The organism is Pseudomonas sp. AC229, from assembly GCF_979254655.1.
The window spans coordinates 34,912-52,553 of the sequence record NZ_CEEDHK010000006.1; the positions used below are offsets into that span (position 1 = coordinate 34,912).

Sequence of the window (17,642 nt, forward strand, 5' to 3'; positions counted from 1 at the left end):
ATCAAAAAAAGCGCATGGCTGGTATGACTGGCACGCATACCAGACCTCGCCACCGAGCCCGCCATGACGCGCTTTCCGTCCCTCGATGCCCTGCGCACCTTTGTGTTGGCAGCCACCTACCTCAACGTCAGCCGCACCGCCGAAGAACTGTGCCTGACGCAATCGGCCGTCAGTCGTCAGCTCAAGCAATTGGAAGCGCAGCTCGACGTGCAGCTGTTTCACCGCACCAACCGCGGCTTGGCGCTCACCGACAGCGGGCAGAAATACCTGTCGCAGGTGCAAAAACCGCTGCAGCAAATTCAACGCGCCACTGCCGAGCTGCTGCCGCGCGTGTCGACCCTCAGCCTGTTTGTCGACGGCGCTTTCGCCCACACCTGGCTGGTCAAACGCCTGCCGCAGTTTCGCGCCCAGCACCCAGACATCGAGCTGGAATTGAAGCTCGGCGCCTCCATGCAATCGCTCACCGGCAGCCAGCTCGGTGCCAGCGGCGCGGTGCAGATTATTTTTGGCTCGCCGCCGTGGCGCGGTTTCCAGGCGCACCCGCTGCTGCGCATGGAGGAATTCCCGGTGTGCAGCCCAACCTTATTGACCGGCAACGTGCCGCTGAAAACGCCGGCCGACTTGCCCAATCACACACTGATTCACGAAGGCGACCGCCGCACCTGGCGTCGCTGGCTAGCCGCCGCTGACGCGCTGCCCTACGAAAGCACCAAGGCGACCACCGCCCACGACTCGCTCACCTGTCTGACCATGGCCATCGACGGGCAAGGCATCGCGATCGGCGATCCGCTGACCTGCGCCGACTACCTGGCCGCCCGCGTGCTGGTCGCGCCGTTTGGCCAGCGCGTGGTGCTCACCGACACCTTCTGCTTGGTGATCGCCGAAGCGCAGCGGAGCAGCCCCAGCGCGCAGCTGTTCTGCCAGTGGCTACAGGGTCATTTCCCGCCGCTACGCTGAGCGGCAGTCGCCCGAAACCTCCAACTTTCCGCGCCCGGCGTGTTCCACAGGCAAGAGAGGGCCGCGCCGTTTGAACACTCGCCTGCATACGGTCGCACGCACTGCACATGACGCTGGCAGCAGTGGCCAGCAGTGGTTTTTCCGGCTTTAGTTTCAGGTGATCTGTAAGGGAGGCTCAGGGAATGACCGCCGTACAACTCGCTGAACTGATCGCCCTGCGTCCTCAGGGCGTATCCGATTCGAGCTACATCGACCGCGTGCTCAAAGCGCTGCGCACCCACCTGGGCATGGATGTCGCGTTCATCGCCCAGTTTCGCGTCGAAGACCGTGTGTTCACCCACGTGGATGCCGAGGGCGAGCCGCCCATCAGTCCCGGCGACACCCTGGGACCGGAAGCCGGCTACTGCCAGCGCGTGGTCGACGGGCTACTCCCGGAATTAATCGCCGACACAGCCATGTGCCCGCTCGCCCAGGAACTGCCGGAAACCGCCGAGCTGCCGATTGGCGCGCACTTGAGCGTGCCCATCTGGCTCAGCGACGGCCGCCTCTACGGCACCCTATGCTGCTTTGGCTACGCGGCCGACGACACCTTGAGCGAGCGTGACGTGCAGGTGATGCGCGTGTTTGCCGAGCTGATCGCCGACCAGCTCGACAGCGAGCTCAAACGCGTACGCGACCGCGTGCACAAGCACCGCCGCATTTCCGAAGTGCTGGCCAGCGACCAGCCCACCATCGTTTACCAGCCCATTCTGGCGGCGCAAAGTCTGGAACTGTGCGGCTGGGAATGCCTGGCGCGCTTCAGCACGCAACCGTCACAAACCCCAGATCAATGGTTTATCGAAGCCGCCGAAGCCGGCCTCGGCGTCGACCTGGAACTGCGCGCGATCCAACTGGCCGTTAAAGCGCTCAGCGATATGCCCGGCCACACGTACCTGGCGCTCAACTGCTCGCCGCAACTGGTCTACAGCGGGCGCCTGACGCCGATGCTGCAAAACCTGCCGCCGCGCCGCTTGGTACTGGAAATTACCGAGCACGCCGCCGTGGCCGACTACGTGCGTCTCGAGCAAGCGCTCGCGCCGCTGCGTCAGCGCGGAGTGCGTTTATCTATCGACGACACCGGCGCCGGCTACGCCAGCATGCGGCACATCCTTGAATTGAGCCCCGACATCATCAAGCTCGACATGAGCATCACCCAAGGCATCGACAACGACTTCAAACGCCGCGCCCTGGCTTCATCACTAATCGCCTTCGCCCGTGAAACCGGCAGCAGCGTGGTGGCCGAAGGTGTGGAAACCCAGCAAGAACTGGAAACCTTGCGCGCCCTGGGCGTGCACAAGGTTCAGGGCTACTTGCTCGGACGCCCCCAGCCGCTGGCTGACGCCTTGAAGGGCATGCGCCGCTATCCGCACTGATCGGCAAAAATCCTCGGTAAAAAATATTGCTTCGCTGCTGCATCCAATCATCCGTCCCGCGTGTAGTACCTCCAGCAGCCGATTGCGCTGCCCGCTGATCCCTACTGGAGAGAACCGCATGAACAGCAAAAACCTGCTTGGCCTCGCCCTGCTATCCAGCTGCCTGCTGGCCCCCGCTGCGCACGCCGCCATGGAACTGCCCGACAGCGTAAAAGTGCCGGACGGCCACAAGGTGGCCCTGGAAACTGTCGGCAAGGGTGAGATCACCTACGAATGCCGTGACAAAGTAGACGCCGCTGGGCAAATGGAATGGTTCTTTGTCGGCCCCAAAGCCGTGCTCAGCGACCGCAGCGGCAAGCAGGTCGGCACCTACTTCGGCCCGCCCGCCACTTGGCAAGCGCAGGACGGCTCGAAAGTAACCGGCACCCAAGTGGCCGTAGCACCGTCGGGCGCCGGCAACCTGCCGTATCAACTGGTCAAAGCCAACCCGGCCGAAGGCAAAGGCGCCATGACCGGCGTGGCCTACATTCAGCGCGTAGCGCTCAAAGGCGGCGTTGCGCCGGCCACCGCGTGCACCGCCGCCAACAAGGGCAAAAAGGAAATCGTCAGCTACCAGGCCGACTACATTTTCTGGGCCGCCAAATAACCGGAAACGATCACGGCGTATGGGCACGCGTAAAGTCGTCTAGGCTGGCGCGTGCCCTTTCCTTCTGCTGACGAACCTCACCTTGTCCGAACCTATTTTTGACTACGCCGCCGCGCTGGCCGCCTGCGCCCGGGGCGAACGCGAGGCGTTGCATCGCTTGTATCAGCAGGAAAGCCCGCGCTTGCTTGGCGTGGCCCGGCAGCTGGTGCGCGACACCGCCTTGGCCGAAGACATCGTGCACGACGCCTTTCTGAAAATCTGGGCTGGCGCCGGCAGCTTCGACGCCGAACGCGGCTCCGCGCGCGGCTGGATCTACAGCGTTACTCGGCACCTGGCGCTCAACTACCTGCGCAGCCACGGCCGCGACGTTCAAGTAGACGATACGCACACGCTGGAGGCGCTGGCCGAACAAGCCGGCAGCAACGACAGCGCAGAGAATTGGGATGGCCTGATGCAAGCCGAGCGCATCCACGGCTGCCTGGAACAACTGGAGCCCGAACGCCGCCAGTGCGTGATTCACGCTTATGTCGACGGTTACTCCCACGCTGAAATTTCCCACAAACTGGCGACGCCGCTGGGCACCGTCAAAGCCTGGATCAAACGCAGCCTGGTGGCCTTACGAGGGTGCATGGGATGACCACACGCCACGAAACAGACGACGCCCTCAATGAACTGGCCGGCGAGTACGTGCTCGGCACCCTGCCGGCAGAAGAACGCGCCCAGGTGCAAGCCCGGCTACCCTTCGAGCCCGCGCTGCGTCGTGCGGTAGATGAATGGGAGCAACGCTTGCACCCGTTGACCGCGCTGGCCAAACCGCACACACCGTCGCGTCAGCTATGGGCGCGTATCGAACGCAGCCTGCTGGCGAATCGACAAACGCCACCCGCCGCCACGCCTTGGTGGAACCTGCTGGCGCTGTGGCGCGGCCTGACGCTGGTGGGCCTGAGCGCCTCGCTGGTGCTCGCCGTGTTGCTTGCCACGCAGACCGTGCCATCCGCCACGCCGACTTACCTCGTTGTACTGGTCGCCCCGCAAAGCAACGCGCCGGGCTGGGTGGTGCAAGCCAACAACCCGAACGAAATCCAGCTGATCCCGCTGGGCGTGGCTGAAGTACCGAGCGACAAGGCGTTGGAATTCTGGACCAAGGGCGATGGCTGGCAAGGCCCGGTGTCGCTGGGCTTGGTCAAACCGGGGCAAACCCTGCATGTGCCGCTGGATAAACTCCCGCCGCTGCAAGACAACCAGCTGTTCGAACTGACCCTGGAACAGAAAACCGGCTCGCCAATTGGGAAACCGACCGGGCCGATTCAGTTTATTGGCCGGGCGGTAAAGGTCATTTGAGCCTCGTAGGGTCTGTGAAAAACCGATCCTAAAAGCACTTCGCGGTCACTTCGCGGGCGGTTTCCGCTTGCTGCTTTTGACCGCTTTGGCCGGCTTTTCGCTCTGCTGAGCAGCCGGCTCCACGCCATAACGCCCGCGCGACTCGCTCATTTGTCCGGCGCCCTGCATTACTTCCCAACCTTTGCAGGCCAAGGCGATGTGATACGGAATGGGATTCGGGCCGGAGCTGTAGGCGGTGATGGTTCGCCGCGTAAGGTGCAGCGCCTCGGCGGCTCCGGTAAGCGATAGCCCATGCCGATGCATCCAGGCTTTGAACGCGCTTTTAGGCATGGCTTGCCCGGCCTGCTCCATGCCTAGCCGATACAGCGTGGTGGCAGACAACTCAATGTCGTTCGGCCACACCACATCAAACCCCCATTGGCCAACCTCAGCCTGGTTAAAAACAGCGGGGTCGCGCAGCGGCTCCAGCACTCGAAAGGCGTGAATGGCCTCGGCGATGTTCACACTTACGACGCGGCCGTTGTTCCAAGTGATCAGCAGCACGTGTTGATCGCTCGCTTTGACGTCAGTAATACGCAGCTTTTTATTCATGCGGCGCTCCTGCAGTTCTGTTCATTCCACACGCGCACGAGGATTGCGTGGTTTTCGGCAGCCCACGTCATCACGGCTCTAAGCGCGCGCTTGTTGGCCCCGCTTTGACGCTCTACTAGCGTGGCGATGTCGACCAACGACTCCCCGTCCGGTGTCTGCACATGGAAATGAGGTGGCGGATGGTCGTGTGGGTAAATTTTGATTTTCCAGCTGTCGGTACTTTCTAACGTAGCCATGGCTTCCCTGCTAGAGAAATATTTTCCCTATTAAGCTCGTTCGCTTGGCCGCTGGCTATCCGACGCAGCGAGCAAGAGCTGAAGGCAATGCAAGCAGGCGCCGTCGGAACAATGCACGCAAAAACGCTTTTGCTTCGCCCATAAAAAAACGGAGCCTCGAAGGCTCCGTTTTTTTTCTGAACGCTGCGCTTAAGCGCTGTGCATCTGCTTCGGATCGTTCTCGACCAACCAAGTGCTGAGCGCCAGGTTGATGCGCTGTTGCCAGTCGCCGCCAGCGGCGCGGAAGGCTCTGAGCACGGCAGGGTCGAGTTGCAGTTGCACATCTTCCGGTTCATGGCGCTGCGCCGGCTTGGCCATGCGCGCGCGGGCCGCTGCGGCAGCGGCTTGGGGGTCGCCGAAGAGCTCTTCGAGCAGTTCATCGGTGCTTTGTAGTTCTCTCATTGGTTTCCCTCTGCTTACCGGCGCTCCCGGCCGGGTCGCTGCAAATCTTCTTTCCACAACGTTGGTCCAGAATTCTGTACACACGGACTGGGACTCACCCTTTCTGCAATCAGTTCACCCGGATCGACCAGTTACATGCCGAAATGTGAAATGGGTCAGGCTCGCGAAGCGTCAAGCCCGCGGTTCAGGCCGCTTTGCTGAGCACCATTTGCAGCATGTCCATCAACGCCTGCGGGCCGTAGGGCTTGCTGAGCAGATGAATATCCGGGGTTAGCTGGTGGTTGCGCGAAAGAATGTCGCGCGTGTGGCCGGAGGTGAAAACCACCGGAATCGCCGGCTCCTGAAGCTTGGCCCAGGCGGCAAGATCCGCGCTTTTCAGGGTGCCAGGCATTACCACGTCGGTGAAAATCAGGTCCACCGACGCGCCGCTTTGCAGCACGTCCATGGCTGCGTCGCCGTTGGCGGCCAGCAGCACGGTGTAGCCCAGTTGTTGCAGCAGTTCATCCACGGTGCAGCGCACGTCGGGATTGTCTTCTACCACCAGAATCACTTCGCCACCGGCACTGCTGGGCTCAGCACGCGCGGCGGCGGGTTCGACGTTTTCGCTCAGCGTGCTGCGCGGAAAGTACAAGTGCACCGTGGTGCCCTGCCCCAGCTCGCTGGTCATATCGATGTGACCGCCGCTTTGTTTGACGAAGCCGAACACCATGCTCAAGCCCAGGCCGGTGCCGTGGCCATTGGGTTTGGTAGTGAAGAACGGGTCGAAGGCGTGACCGAGCACATCGGGGCTCATGCCGCTGCCACTGTCGCTGATCGACAGATGCACGTAATCGCCGGGGCTGATTTCCTTGCCTTGGCAATAGGCCTGGTCGAGCGCCACGTTGTCGGCATGAATGCGGATGGTGCCTTCGCCCTGCATGGCATCGCGCGCGTTCAGGGCCAGGTTGAGCAACGCGTTTTCCAACTGGTTGCGGTCAACGTGCACGCTCCACGGCTCGTCGACCAGTTGCAGGTCCACTTGAATCATTTCGCCCAGCGCCCGCTGCAACACCTCGCCCAAGCCATCGTAAAGGCTGGTGAGGCTGTACACGGCGGGAGACAGCGGTTGCTGACGTGCAAAGGCCAGCAACTGCGATGACAGCTTGGCACCACGCTCCACTGCCGCCAGCGCCGAGCCCAGGCGGCGCTGCACATTGGCGTTGTCCGGTTCTTGGCGAGCGAGCAGGTGCAGGTTGGAGGCGATCACTTGCAGCAGATTATTGAAGTCATGGGCCACGCCGCCGGTAAGGCCGCCGATGGCTTCAAGCTTTTGCGCCTGACGCAAGCGCGCTTCGGCGTCGGCCCGCGCCTGCACCTCCGCTTCCACGCGTTGCTCGAGCGTGTGGGTCAATTGCAGAAGCGACTCTTCCGCCACCTTGCGTTCATGAATATCGAAAATCAGGCCGGGGAACCGCTGCGGTTTGCCGGCTTCATCGAACTCGCAACGGCCGCTGGCCTGCACCCAGATGTACTCGCCATCGGGTCGCCGGATCCGGTACTCGGCGTTGTACGGCCCGCCCTGCGTGAGGGTGTACTGCACCAAACGCTCGACGCGCGGGAAATCGTCGGGATGAATCACCGCGTTGGCCAGGGCAATGGGCAGGTTGTCCAGCGGCTGGTCCAGCGGATAGGAAAAGGTGCGGGCAAAACGCTCGTCGCCAGACAGCTGATCGTTGGCCACATCCCACACAAACGAGCCCAACAAAGCGCCGGCGTTAAGGGCCAGTTGCAGCCGCTCGTTGGCCACGTCAAACGCCGCCTGGGCTTGGCTGCGCTGGCGCTCGGAAATCACATGGGCGGTGGTTTCTACCACTATCGCCAGCACGCCGGCCGGGCGGCCGATGTCGTCACAAACCGGGCTGTAGTAAAGGTCGAGCCACACTTCCTCGGGCTGGCCGTTGCGCAGCAGAATCAGGTCTTTTTTCTGGTATTCGAGGGTGCCGCCGCCCAGGCAGACATTCATGATGTTGCGGTTGAAATCGGCCACTTCCGGCCAACCCAACTCAACCGGCGTACCGAGCAGATAAGGGTGACGACCGCCGGCGAATTCGGCGTAGGCGTCGTTGTAAATCATGTAACCGGGCTGGTCCCAAAGCATTACCAGCGGCACGGGGGATGCCAGCAGCATTTGCACGTTGGTGCACAAACTTTTAGACCAGGTGTCGATGGCCCCCAAGCCGGTGCTCGACCAGTCGAACGCACGAATGCGCTCGGCCATCTCGCCTCCCCAGCCTGCGCATGCATGGTTCTCCATCAAAAACGACATCGTCCTGTCACCCCTAAAACCTGCACCAGACCCACGAGTTACTGCGGGTTTTGAGCGCGACTGCTGAGGAAAATTCACTGACTTTTCAAGAATGGGTGCGGGTTGGCTTCGCTTTTTGCGACCACCATCGCGGATCCACACCCACATGGGAACCACGTCACCCACAACGGCCCGTTGCTGGTATCGCAACGGCTGCCCCCCCCCGTTCGCAGGCGGACCGATCGCCCAACGCCGGAGACTCGCGCGCAGATCACGGGTGCTACCGCGCCCGCGTCAAACACTTCCGATACCGCTCATCCACCCGCTTGGCAAACCAGGCAGTGGTGAGCTTGCGGGTGATTTTCGGGCTTTTGAGGGTAATGCCCGGCAGCACCGCGCGGGCTACCGGCTTACCAGCGCGTCTGTCGGCGAGGGCGAACAGGTCGGCATAGAGGTCGGTGTCTTCGAAAGCGAGGCTGTCGCCTTTTTCCAGCGCGCGGCGGATGGCGGTGTCGCTGATGCCCAGTTGTTTGCCGAGCGTGCGCACAGCTTTTTCGGTGGAGCTGGGCAGCAGCGAGCCGGCCACCAGCAAGTCGCCATCGAGTTCCAGCTCAATGCCGGTCAATTGGCTGACGGCGCGCTGAAAGGCGGCGTTGCGGCTGGCGTACCAGCCGGCGTTGAAGTCGGCGAAGCGGTACAGCGGCTCGGGATAGTTGGCCGGGTAGCCGAGCAAATGGGCGATGCCGAAGTACATGCCGCCGCGCCGGGTGAACACTTCCTGGCGCAGGGTGCCGGTGTGGGAATAGGGGTAGCCGCGCGCGTGTTCTTCGGCAAAGGCGATGCTGACCTGCATCGGCCCGCCGGTGTGCACGGGGTTGAAGGTGCCAAACAGTTGGGCGCCCAGGGGCACCATGTCGATGAAGTCGTCAAAGATGGCGCTGAGCTGGCGTTCGCTGCGGGCGCCGGCCAGACGTTCGCTGTAGCTCTTGCCGGTGGGTGATTTCAGCTGCAGCGCGGCGCTGACGACGAAGCCTGGAATATGCAGCCGCGAGGCGCGTCGGTCGATTTCCTGGCGAGCGATTTTGCCCAGACCCGGCACGGGCGGGTCCGCCTGATAGGTGGACTCCTGCTCGGTTACCGCCAGCACCGAGCAGAGGTTGCTGTTATTGGCGTCCAGCTTCTGCGTGGTGAACGCCACCTGAATGTCCGTCGCCCAGCCCTGCCGGTCGTTCACCGTGGCGGGCATCAGCTTTACTACCTTGGCCTGGATTTCGCTGGGGCTGGGTTGCGGGGGTTGCACGGAGCGCGAGCCGCAGCCAGTGAGGGCGAGCACGGCCAGCAGCAGAAGCCAGTCAGCACGGGGCCAGTTTGCAAACGGCGGGAAACGGAACATGAAGGAAGCCTTGAGCGGTGGGTCGGTTAAGTAATAGGCAGCGCCGCAGTGAAGACAAGCACCGCGCGTAGCGGTTCGCTCATTTCGAGGTGCGCAGCAGATGGACCGGTGAACGTTCGTCGGTTTGGTCAACGGGAACTCGGGTTGCACCTTTCGCCAAAACGGCGAAAAAACGATCCGTTTTGTAGCATTGAAAACACCGGTATGCCTCAGGTGCACCGCCCGAGTGCATAAAGGTAACGCCTCGCCAAACTGCGTCAGCAAAGGCCTACGCAGCTTTAAGAGAAAAAGGTTGCGCCTGGTTGCACCTTTGACTTCCAGCGGGTTTAATCCACGCTGAATTTTTGCACACCGCGCCGCCTGACCGAGCGCTTCGGTTGCCTCTCTCTGGCACGCACTTTTAGGAAAAAACCAATGGCCACCACCACCCTTGGCGTAAAACTTGATGACGCCACCCGCGAGCGTCTCAAGCTGGCAGCACAGTCGATCGACCGCACGCCGCACTGGCTGATCAAGCAGGCGATCTTCAATTACCTGGAGCAGGTCGAAGGCGGTCTGACGCCGCCAGAGCTGTCCGGTGTCGCTGCCGCGCTGGGTGAAGAGCCGCTGGAGGCGCTGACTGAGCAAGGCTTGCAGTGCTTCCTGGATTTCGCCGAAAGCATCCTGCCGCAATCGGTTTTGCGCGCCGCCATCACCTCCGCGTATCGCCGTCCTGAGCCGGAAGCGCTGGCCATGCTGCTGGAGCAGGCGCGCTTGCCGAAGGAGCAGGCCGAAGCCACCAACAAGCTGGCCATGGGCATCGCGGAAAAGCTGCGTAACCAGAAGAGCGCGGGCGGTCGTCAGGGGCTGGTGCAGGGTCTGCTGCAGGAGTTTTCGCTGTCGTCACAGGAAGGTGTGGCGCTGATGTGCCTGGCCGAAGCACTGCTGCGTATTCCGGACAAGGCCACCCGTGACGCGCTGATCCGCGACAAGATCAGCAACGGCAATTGGAGTCAGCACCTGGGCAACAGCCCGTCGATGTTCGTCAACGCCGCTTCGTGGGGCTTGCTGATCACCGGCAAGCTGGTGGCCACGCACAACGAAGCCGGCCTGGCCACGTCGCTGAACCGCCTGATCGGCAAAGGCGGCGAGCCGCTGATTCGCAAGGGCGTGGACATGTCCATGCGCCTGATGGGTGAGCAGTTCGTGACCGGCGAAACCATCGCCGAAGCACTGGCCAACGCCACCAACATGGAAAGCAAAGGCTTCCGTTATTCCTACGACATGCTCGGTGAAGCCGCGCTCACCGACGCCGATGCCAAGCGCTATCTGGCCTCGTACGAGCAAGCGATTCACGCCATCGGCAAGGCCTCCCACGGCCGTGGCATTTATGAAGGCCCGGGCATTTCCATCAAGCTCTCGGCGCTGCATCCGCGCTACAGCCGCGCGCAGTACGAGCGAGTGATGGATGAGCTGTATCCGATTCTGCTGAGCCTCACGCAACTGGCTAAGCAGTACGACATTGGCCTGAATATCGACGCCGAAGAAGCCGACCGCCTCGAACTGTCACTCGACCTGCTGGAGCGCCTGTGTTTCGACCCAAGCCTGGCCGGCTGGAACGGCATCGGCTTTGTGATTCAGGCGTACCAGAAGCGCTGCCCGTATGTGATCGATTACGTCATCGACCTGGCCAAGCGCAGCCGCCATCGCCTGATGATTCGTCTGGTGAAAGGCGCCTACTGGGACAGCGAAATCAAGCGCGCCCAGGTCGACGGCCTGGAAGGCTATCCGGTGTATACCCGCAAGCCATACACCGACGTTTCCTACATTGCCTGCGCGCGCAAACTGCTCGCGGTGCCGGAAGCGATTTATCCGCAGTTCGCCACCCACAACGCCCATTCGCTATCGGCCATTTACACCATTGCCGGGCAGAATTATTACCCCGGCCAGTACGAGTTCCAGTGCCTGCACGGCATGGGTGAGCCGTTGTACGAGCAGGTTGTGGGCAAGGTGGCCGATGGCAAGCTGAACCGACCGTGCCGCATCTACGCGCCGGTGGGCAGCCATGAAACCTTGCTGGCCTACCTGGTTCGCCGCCTGCTGGAAAACGGCGCGAACACCTCGTTTGTAAACCGTATTGCCGACCACAGCATTTCCATTAAAGAGCTGGTGCTCGACCCGGTGGTGCAGATCGAGCAAATGGCCGCTGCCGAAGGTGGCCTGGGCCTGCCGCATCCGCGCATCGCCCTGCCGCGCGCCCTGTATGGCGAAGCGCGCCTGAATTCCGAAGGCATCGACTTGGCCAACGAACACCGCCTGGGTTCGTTGTCGTCGGCGCTGCTGAGCAGCACCAACAACCGTTACGTGGCGCTGCCGATGCTCGGTTGCGACACCCCGGCGCCCAGCGAAGCCGAGGCGGTGAAAAACCCGTCCGACCATCGCGACACCGTCGGCCACGTCAGCGAAGCCAGCGAAGCCGACATCAAGAGCGCCATTCTTTGTGCGGTGTCCAGCGGGCAGATCTGGCAAGCCACCACGCCTGACGAACGCGCCGCTGTGCTGGAGCGCGCCGCCGACCAGATGGAAGCCGAGATGCAGCAGCTGATGGGCTTGCTGGTTCGCGAGGCCGGCAAGACCTTCGCCAACGCCATCGCCGAAGTGCGCGAAGCGGTGGATTTCCTGCGCTACTACGCCGCCCAGGCGCGCGACTTCTTTAGCAATGACAGCCACCGCCCACTGGGCCCGGTGGTGTGCATCAGCCCGTGGAACTTCCCGCTGGCGATTTTCTCCGGTCAGGTGGCTGCCGCTCTGGCTGCCGGCAACACCGTGCTGGCCAAACCGGCCGAACAAACCCCGCTGATCGCCGCGCAAGCCGTGCGCATTCTGCTCGAAGCCGGTGTACCCGGCGGTGCCGTGCAGTTGCTGCCGGGCCGTGGTGAAACCGTGGGCGCACGGCTGATTGCCGATGAGCGCGTGCGCGGCGTGATGTTCACGGGCTCTACCGAAGTGGCGGGCATTATTCAGCGCAACATTGCCGGGCGCCTCGATGCGCAAGGCCGCACCATTCCGCTGATCGCTGAAACCGGCGGCCTGAACACCATGATCGTCGACTCCTCCGCGCTCACCGAGCAGGTGGTGGTCGATGTGGTCAGCTCCGCGTTCGACAGCGCCGGGCAGCGCTGCTCGGCCCTGCGCGTGCTGTGCGTACAGGAAGATGTGGCCGATCGCGTGATCGATATGCTCAAAGGCGCCATGGCCGAATACGCCCTGGGCAACCCGGAGCGCTTGAGCACCGACGTTGGCCCGGTAATCGATGCCGAAGCCAAGGCCGGCATCGAAGCGCATATCGAGAAAATGCGTGAGAAGGGCCGCAAGGTGTTCCAGGCCGCCCGCGCCAAGGGTGATGAGATCAAACGCGGCACCTTTGTGATGCCTACTCTTATCGAGCTGGACAGCTTCAGCGAGCTTCAGCGGGAAATCTTCGGCCCGGTGCTGCACGTGGTTCGCTACCAGCGCGCCAACCTCGCCAGCTTGCTCGAACAGATCAACGCCAGCGGTTATGGCCTGACGCTGGGCGTGCACACGCGTATCGACGAGACCATCGCCCAGGTGGTGAACACCGCCAAGGTCGGCAACCTGTATGTGAACCGCAATATCGTCGGCGCCGTGGTGGGCGTGCAGCCGTTCGGCGGTGAAGGCCTGTCGGGCACCGGCCCGAAAGCCGGCGGCCCGCTGTACATGTACCGGCTGCTCTCCACCCGCCCGCAAGATGCGGTGGCCAAGCAACTCGGCCAGGCTGCCAGCGCACCACAGCGCCCGGCCGAGCAGAGCAAAGCCGTCCAAGTGTTTGGCGAATGGCTGGCGCAAAAAGAGCCGAGCCTGGTCGCCCTGCACCAGCAATACAGCGAGCTGGCGCAAAGCGGCAGCGTGCACGTGTTGCCTGGCCCGACCGGTGAGCGCAACACCTACAGCTTGCTGCCACGCGAACACGTGCTGTGCCTGGCAGAAGACAGCACCGATTTGCTGGTACAACTGGCCGCCGCGCTCGCCGTGGGCAGTCAGGTGATCTGGCAGGAACAGCCGCTGAGCAAAGAGCTGTACAACGGCTTGCCCAAAGAGGTGCAGAAACGCATCCGTCTGGTCAGCGACTGGAGCACCAGCGACGCCAGCTTCGACGCCATCCTGCACCATGGCGACTCCGACCAGCTGCGCGCCGTATGCGAAGCGGCAGCGCAGCGCAAAGGCGCCATCGTTGGCGTGCACGGCTTGAATAAAGGCGAAACGGATATTCCGCTGGAACGCCTGCTGATCGAGCACGCGCTGAGCATCAACACCGCAGCGGCCGGCGGCAACGCGTCGTTGATGACCATTGGTTAAGTGAAAAAGTGGGTGGCGCTGAAAGGAAGGCGAAAGCTGCTTTCAGCAAAATTCACGCGTGAACCCCGCGGCCTTCTGGCCGCACCCAGGCCTTTGCTCTAAGGGCCTGACCCTGACTGAAGCGGCGCTCACCGAGCCGTCGCCGACGTCACGCGCGGCGCATCCATTTGCGAGGGCTACCCGCCCAGCGACGCGCGCTTTCCCTAGAGCACTTCGGTGCCCTGCGCCGGCTTATCCAGCCGGTGCGGGATTTTAGGTTTCCCTGCCCTATTCGATCTCGAACAAGCCATTGCTGATCGGCCCCACCGTGAGCCGCTGGCGAATGTCTTCGTCGATACGCGGGTCATCCGGGCGATACAGCATCACCTGGCGATAGGCGCTCACGCGGTTTATTTCTTCGCCCAGGTATTCCCACACAACCCTGGTGCAGGCTGGCGTTCGGCGGTCGCCGCTGGACACGCCGGTTTTCAAACCGTTGAGCCGGGTGATGCGGCTTTTGTAGCTGGGAATCAGGATGGTCTGGCTCATTTCATTGAGCGTCAGCGACTCGTAGTCGATGAGAAACACGCGGTCTTGCAGGTGAAACGCGGCGCCCAAATAACGGCAGCGCACCCAGTCTTCGGCCTGCACATTGGCGCTGGCCGAGCGCTCTTGGCGTTCCTGGCGCTCGAACAGAAAGGTGCCGCGCTCCTCGCGCAGGTGCACCAGCGACAGCAGGATCGAGCCCGGCACCGACATGCAGTTGGAGTATTCGAAGTAGTAACCGCAATAGCGCGACAGGCTGGTGGCGTGCTCGCGCAGCGGTTGCAGCAGGTTGGCCAGCGGATCGTTGACCGGCGTGTTGTGGCTGTCGGCCAGGCGGGCGCCGACCAGACGAGCAAATTGCTCCGGCGGCAGGCTCAGTTCGTACTCTTCAACGCCGAAGAAATCGCCGATGCGTTTGCGGTTGTAGCTCGTCGGCTGGCTTTGCCCGCTGAGGTACTTGTTGAACTGCGCGCGGTTAATCGACAGCAGCCGGCAAACCTCCGCAATAGAGCGGTAGTGGCTGCACAGCAGTTTCAGATTGGTGCCCAAATTGTCCGACACAACGCGGCCCTCCGGTGATGCGAGCGGCGCGATTGTAGCATCAACTCGCGCCACATCGAGTCGACCCGCGAAATTGCCTCCACGCCAAGCCGTGGCCAACCATGCGCGACACGTTTTTTGCTGCCCGCAATATCCAGAAACGTGTGCCTGTTTCGCTGCACCTTTTTCCACTGCGCAGGGTTGCTCACAACCCGCCGCTGCATTCGAACAATAAGAGTCGAGGAAACCTCCCATGCTTGAAATGCTCAATGACTTCCTGTCCGGCAAGCTGCTGATCGTACTGATCGTCGGCCTGGGCAGTTACTTCACCATTCGCTCGCGCTTCGTTCAGTTCCGCCATTTCGGCCACATGTTCAGCGTGTTCAAGCAGTCGTTGCGCAGCAGCGGCGGTCAACTCAGCTCGTTCCAAGCCCTGATGCTCAGCCTCGCCGGCCGCGTGGGCGCGGGCAACATCGCCGGTGTCGGCATTGCCGTGACCCTCGGCGGCCCCGGCGCGGTGTTCTGGATGTGGGTGACCGCACTGGTCGGCATGTCCAGCAGCTTCTTCGAGTGCTCCCTGGCGCAGCTCTACAAGCGTTCCGACGGTGACGGCCTGTATCGCGGCGGCCCGGCTTATTACATTCAACACGGCCTCAAGCTGCGCTGGATGGCCATGGTGTTTGCCGTGTTGCTGCTGGTGACCTACGGCTTCGCCTTCAACGGCCTGCAATCGTTCACCGTCACCCACTCGCTGCAAAACGCTTTCGGCTTCCCGGTGCAGTACACCGGCATCGGCCTGGCGGTGTTGCTGGGTCTGGTGTTCATCGGCGGTATCAAGCGCATCGCCTCGGTGTCCGACCTGCTGGTGCCGGTGAAAACCCTCGCCTACATCGGCGTGACCTTGTACGTGATCTTCACCCAGATCGACCTGGTGCCCGGCATGTTGGTCACCATCGTGAAAAGCGCCTTCGGCCTCGAACCTGCGTTCGCCGGCCTGCTGGGCAGCGCGATCGTGATGGGCGTGAAACGCGGCGTGTTCGCCAACGAAGCCGGCCTGGGCAGTGCGCCCAACGTGGCGGCAGTTGCCAGCGTTGAGCACCCGGTTGCGCAAGGCGTGGTTCAGGCGTTCAGCGTGTTCCTCGACACCTTCGTAATCTGCACCTGCACCGCTCTGCTTATTCTGCTCTCCGGTTTCTATACCCCAGGCTTTGAAGGCGACGGCATCGTGCTGACCCAGAACTCGCTGGCCGCCGTGGTCGGTGATTGGGGCCGCATTTTTGTCAGCGTGGCACTGAGCCTGTTCGTGTTCACCTGCATCCTCTACAACTACTACCTCGGCGAAAACGCGCTGCAATTTCTGCTCGGCAAAAGCCGTGTGGCCTTGCTGACCTATCGCGGCCTGGTATTGGCGCTGATCTGCTGGGGTTCGATGCAGAACCTCACCACCGTATTCGCCTTTGCCGACATCACCATGACCTGCCTGGCCTTCGTCAACCTGATCGCCCTGGCGATGTTGATCAAAGTCGGCCTGCGGGTAATGCGCGACTACGACGAACAGCGCAAAGCCGGCGTCGCCACGCCGGTGTTCGACGCCCGTAAATTCGCTGATCTGGACCTGGACCGCGACGCCTGGCCGACCACCCCTCAGGCCGCTGCCAGCAGCGCAGCCGTTGACGGTCACCTGGCTGCCAGCCACCGCTAATTTGCTGTAACTGTTTGACGCAATGCCGCGCCCGCGGATGCTGGCGCGGCATTCTTGTCTCTGGGCTCAGCGCGGTATGCTGCGACCGACTTATCGCGGCTAAAGCCGCTCCTACAAAGTGTGCGTAGCGTAGGAGCGGCGTTAGCCGCGATGCTTTTCCAATAACAACAAAGGAATCCGGCATGAAGCTTTTCGTGCTCTATACCGGCGGCACCATCGGCATGCTGCAAACCGCTCAAGGGCTGGCTCCGGCCGGTGGCTTCGAGGCGCGAATGAGCGAACACCTGCGCACCCTGTCGCCGCGCGTAGACATCGACTGGCAGTTCCACGAACTGCTGCCGCTGCTGGACAGCGCCAACATGAGCCAGGCCAATTGGCTGGCGATGCGCGACGTGATCGTCGAAGCCATTAGCGGCGGCGGCTTCGATGGCGTGCTGGTGCTGCACGGCACCGACACGCTGGCCTACAGCGCCGCCGCATTGAGTTTCCTGCTGCTGGGCCTGAACGTGCCGGTGGTGCTCACCGGCTCCATGCTGCCGGCCGGCGCCGAGGGCAGCGATGCCTGGGGCAATCTGCTCGGTGCCATGCAGGCACTGCAGGCTGGCGCCAAGCCGGGCGTGCACCTGTACTTCAACGGCAAGCTGATGCACGGCGCGCGGGTGAGCAAACTGCGCAGCGAGGCGTTCGACGCCTTCACCGAGCAGCCTCGCCACCGCGTCGGCGAACGGGCCGGAGCGCTTCCGGCTTTGTTGGCGTACGACGTGAAGCGCCAGCCGGTGAATATCGCCGTGCTGCCGCTGTATCCCGGCGTACTCGCCAGCCATGCCGAAGCCCTGCTCGCCACCGGCGCGCAGGCGTTGTTGCTCGAATGTTATGGCGTCGGCACTGGGCCTTCGGACAATGCTGAACTGCTCGCGGTGCTCAAGGCTGCGCACGCGCGTGGCGTGGTGCTGGCGGCGATCAGTCAGTGTCCGCAGGGGCATGTGGAGTTTGGTGTGTATGCGGCGGGGAGCGCACTGGTGAGTACCGGGTTGATATCGGCCGGTGGCATGACGCGGGAGGCGGCGCTGGGTAAGTTGTTTGGCTTGCTGGGGGCGGGGTTAGGGCAGCGGGATGTGGAGCAGTGGTTTGGGTTGGATTTGTGTGGGGAGCGGGTTTTGTAGGCGATCAAAGCTCAAGGCTGAATTGGATGCCGACCTATTCCACAAGGGTCGAGCG

Annotated in this window: 14 protein-coding genes; 8 read left to right on the forward strand and 6 right to left on the reverse strand. The window is 62.6% G+C overall.

Annotated elements, in window-relative coordinates:
• Nucleotides 1–63 precede the first annotated feature (63 nt).
• The 5 genes from AC0IW7_RS09780 to AC0IW7_RS09800 all read left to right on the forward strand — a co-directional run bounded on the left by AC0IW7_RS09780 (nt 64) and on the right by AC0IW7_RS09800 (nt 4,356).
• Entirely contained in the window at nt 64–957 is an 894-nt protein-coding gene (locus tag AC0IW7_RS09780; protein WP_471817516.1) for a LysR substrate-binding domain-containing protein, read from the forward strand.
• A 182-nt stretch (nt 958–1,139) separates the two neighbouring features.
• On the forward strand, nt 1,140–2,369 hold the full coding sequence (locus tag AC0IW7_RS09785) for a sensor domain-containing phosphodiesterase (protein ID WP_471817518.1): 1,230 nt from the start codon (nt 1,140–1,142) through the stop codon (nt 2,367–2,369).
• A 118-nt stretch (nt 2,370–2,487) separates the two neighbouring features.
• Complete coding sequence (locus tag AC0IW7_RS09790) at nt 2,488–3,015, forward strand: DUF3455 domain-containing protein (protein WP_471817520.1); 528 nt, start codon at nt 2,488–2,490, stop codon at nt 3,013–3,015.
• A gap of 82 nt (nt 3,016–3,097) precedes the next feature.
• Nucleotides 3,098–3,652, forward strand: a complete 555-nt coding sequence (locus AC0IW7_RS09795) for a sigma-70 family RNA polymerase sigma factor (RefSeq protein ID WP_471817521.1) — start codon at nt 3,098–3,100, stop codon at nt 3,650–3,652.
• Nucleotides 3,649–4,356 carry an anti-sigma factor gene (locus AC0IW7_RS09800; protein WP_471817523.1) on the forward strand — a complete coding sequence of 236 codons (708 nt, stop codon included), beginning with the start codon at nt 3,649–3,651 and terminating at the stop codon, nt 4,354–4,356. Before AC0IW7_RS09795 ends, AC0IW7_RS09800 begins: the two co-directional genes overlap by 4 nt.
• 45 nt (nt 4,357–4,401) lie before the next feature.
• On the opposite strand, the gene AC0IW7_RS09805 is transcribed toward AC0IW7_RS09800, so the two are convergent.
• The 5 genes from AC0IW7_RS09805 to AC0IW7_RS09825 form a co-directional block, all read right to left on the reverse strand.
• On the reverse strand, nt 4,402–4,947 hold the full coding sequence (locus AC0IW7_RS09805) for a DUF2442 domain-containing protein (protein ID WP_471817525.1): 546 nt from the start codon (nt 4,945–4,947) through the stop codon (nt 4,402–4,404).
• A complete protein-coding gene (locus AC0IW7_RS09810) occupies nt 4,944–5,183 on the reverse strand; it encodes a DUF4160 domain-containing protein (RefSeq protein ID WP_471817527.1) in 240 nt (79 codons plus the stop codon). Before AC0IW7_RS09810 ends, AC0IW7_RS09805 begins: the two co-directional genes overlap by 4 nt.
• 189 nt (nt 5,184–5,372) lie before the next feature.
• A complete protein-coding gene (locus AC0IW7_RS09815; protein WP_471817529.1) occupies nt 5,373–5,624 on the reverse strand; it encodes a BrnA antitoxin family protein in 252 nt (83 codons plus the stop codon).
• A gap of 184 nt (nt 5,625–5,808) precedes the next feature.
• Nucleotides 5,809–7,929 (reverse strand): ATP-binding protein, encoded by a 2,121-nt coding sequence (locus AC0IW7_RS09820; protein WP_471817530.1) that lies wholly within the window; start codon nt 7,927–7,929, stop codon nt 5,809–5,811.
• Between the two features lie 259 nt (nt 7,930–8,188).
• The gene (locus AC0IW7_RS09825; RefSeq protein WP_471817531.1) at nt 8,189–9,301 is read right to left on the reverse strand and encodes a DUF1615 domain-containing protein; all 1,113 of its coding nucleotides are present in this window, start codon (nt 9,299–9,301) and stop codon (nt 8,189–8,191) included.
• 414 nt (nt 9,302–9,715) lie between these two features.
• Here AC0IW7_RS09825 and putA point away from each other — a divergent pair, with 414 nt between their 5' ends.
• Complete coding sequence (gene putA, locus AC0IW7_RS09830) at nt 9,716–13,657, forward strand: trifunctional transcriptional regulator/proline dehydrogenase/L-glutamate gamma-semialdehyde dehydrogenase (RefSeq protein ID WP_471817533.1); 3,942 nt, start codon at nt 9,716–9,718, stop codon at nt 13,655–13,657.
• Between the two features lie 267 nt (nt 13,658–13,924).
• Here putA and AC0IW7_RS09835 read toward each other — a convergent pair whose 3' ends face one another.
• Nucleotides 13,925–14,743 carry an XRE family transcriptional regulator gene (locus tag AC0IW7_RS09835; protein ID WP_463550979.1) on the reverse strand — a complete coding sequence of 273 codons (819 nt, stop codon included), beginning with the start codon at nt 14,741–14,743 and terminating at the stop codon, nt 13,925–13,927.
• A 232-nt stretch (nt 14,744–14,975) separates the two neighbouring features.
• On the opposite strand from AC0IW7_RS09835, the gene AC0IW7_RS09840 reads away from it, so the two are divergent.
• Entirely contained in the window at nt 14,976–16,424 is a 1,449-nt protein-coding gene (locus tag AC0IW7_RS09840; protein ID WP_122492208.1) for an alanine/glycine:cation symporter family protein, read from the forward strand.
• Between the two features lie 182 nt (nt 16,425–16,606).
• Complete coding sequence (locus AC0IW7_RS09845) at nt 16,607–17,587, forward strand: asparaginase (RefSeq protein ID WP_471817534.1); 981 nt, start codon at nt 16,607–16,609, stop codon at nt 17,585–17,587.
• Nucleotides 17,588–17,642 lie beyond the last annotated feature (55 nt).

Bases quoted from the DNA above. Each gene is read 5' to 3' on its own strand.
- AC0IW7_RS09780 (WP_471817516.1), top strand. From the start codon at position 64: ATGACGCGCTTTCCGTCCCTCGATGCCCTGCGCACCTTTGTGTTGGCA.
- AC0IW7_RS09785 (WP_471817518.1), top strand. From the start codon at position 1,140: ATGACCGCCGTACAACTCGCTGAACTGATCGCCCTGCGTCCTCAGGGC.
- AC0IW7_RS09790 (WP_471817520.1), top strand. From the start codon at position 2,488: ATGAACAGCAAAAACCTGCTTGGCCTCGCCCTGCTATCCAGCTGCCTG.
- AC0IW7_RS09800 (WP_471817523.1), top strand. From the start codon at position 3,649: ATGACCACACGCCACGAAACAGACGACGCCCTCAATGAACTGGCCGGC.
- AC0IW7_RS09805 (WP_471817525.1), bottom strand. From the start codon at position 4,947: ATGAATAAAAAGCTGCGTATTACTGACGTCAAAGCGAGCGATCAACAC.
- AC0IW7_RS09810 (WP_471817527.1), bottom strand. From the start codon at position 5,183: ATGGCTACGTTAGAAAGTACCGACAGCTGGAAAATCAAAATTTACCCA.
- AC0IW7_RS09815 (WP_471817529.1), bottom strand. From the start codon at position 5,624: ATGAGAGAACTACAAAGCACCGATGAACTGCTCGAAGAGCTCTTCGGC.
- AC0IW7_RS09820 (WP_471817530.1), bottom strand. From the start codon at position 7,929: ATGTCGTTTTTGATGGAGAACCATGCATGCGCAGGCTGGGGAGGCGAG.
- AC0IW7_RS09825 (WP_471817531.1), bottom strand. From the start codon at position 9,301: ATGTTCCGTTTCCCGCCGTTTGCAAACTGGCCCCGTGCTGACTGGCTT.
- putA (WP_471817533.1), top strand. From the start codon at position 9,716: ATGGCCACCACCACCCTTGGCGTAAAACTTGATGACGCCACCCGCGAG.
- AC0IW7_RS09840 (WP_122492208.1), top strand. From the start codon at position 14,976: ATGCTTGAAATGCTCAATGACTTCCTGTCCGGCAAGCTGCTGATCGTA.
- AC0IW7_RS09845 (WP_471817534.1), top strand. From the start codon at position 16,607: ATGAAGCTTTTCGTGCTCTATACCGGCGGCACCATCGGCATGCTGCAA.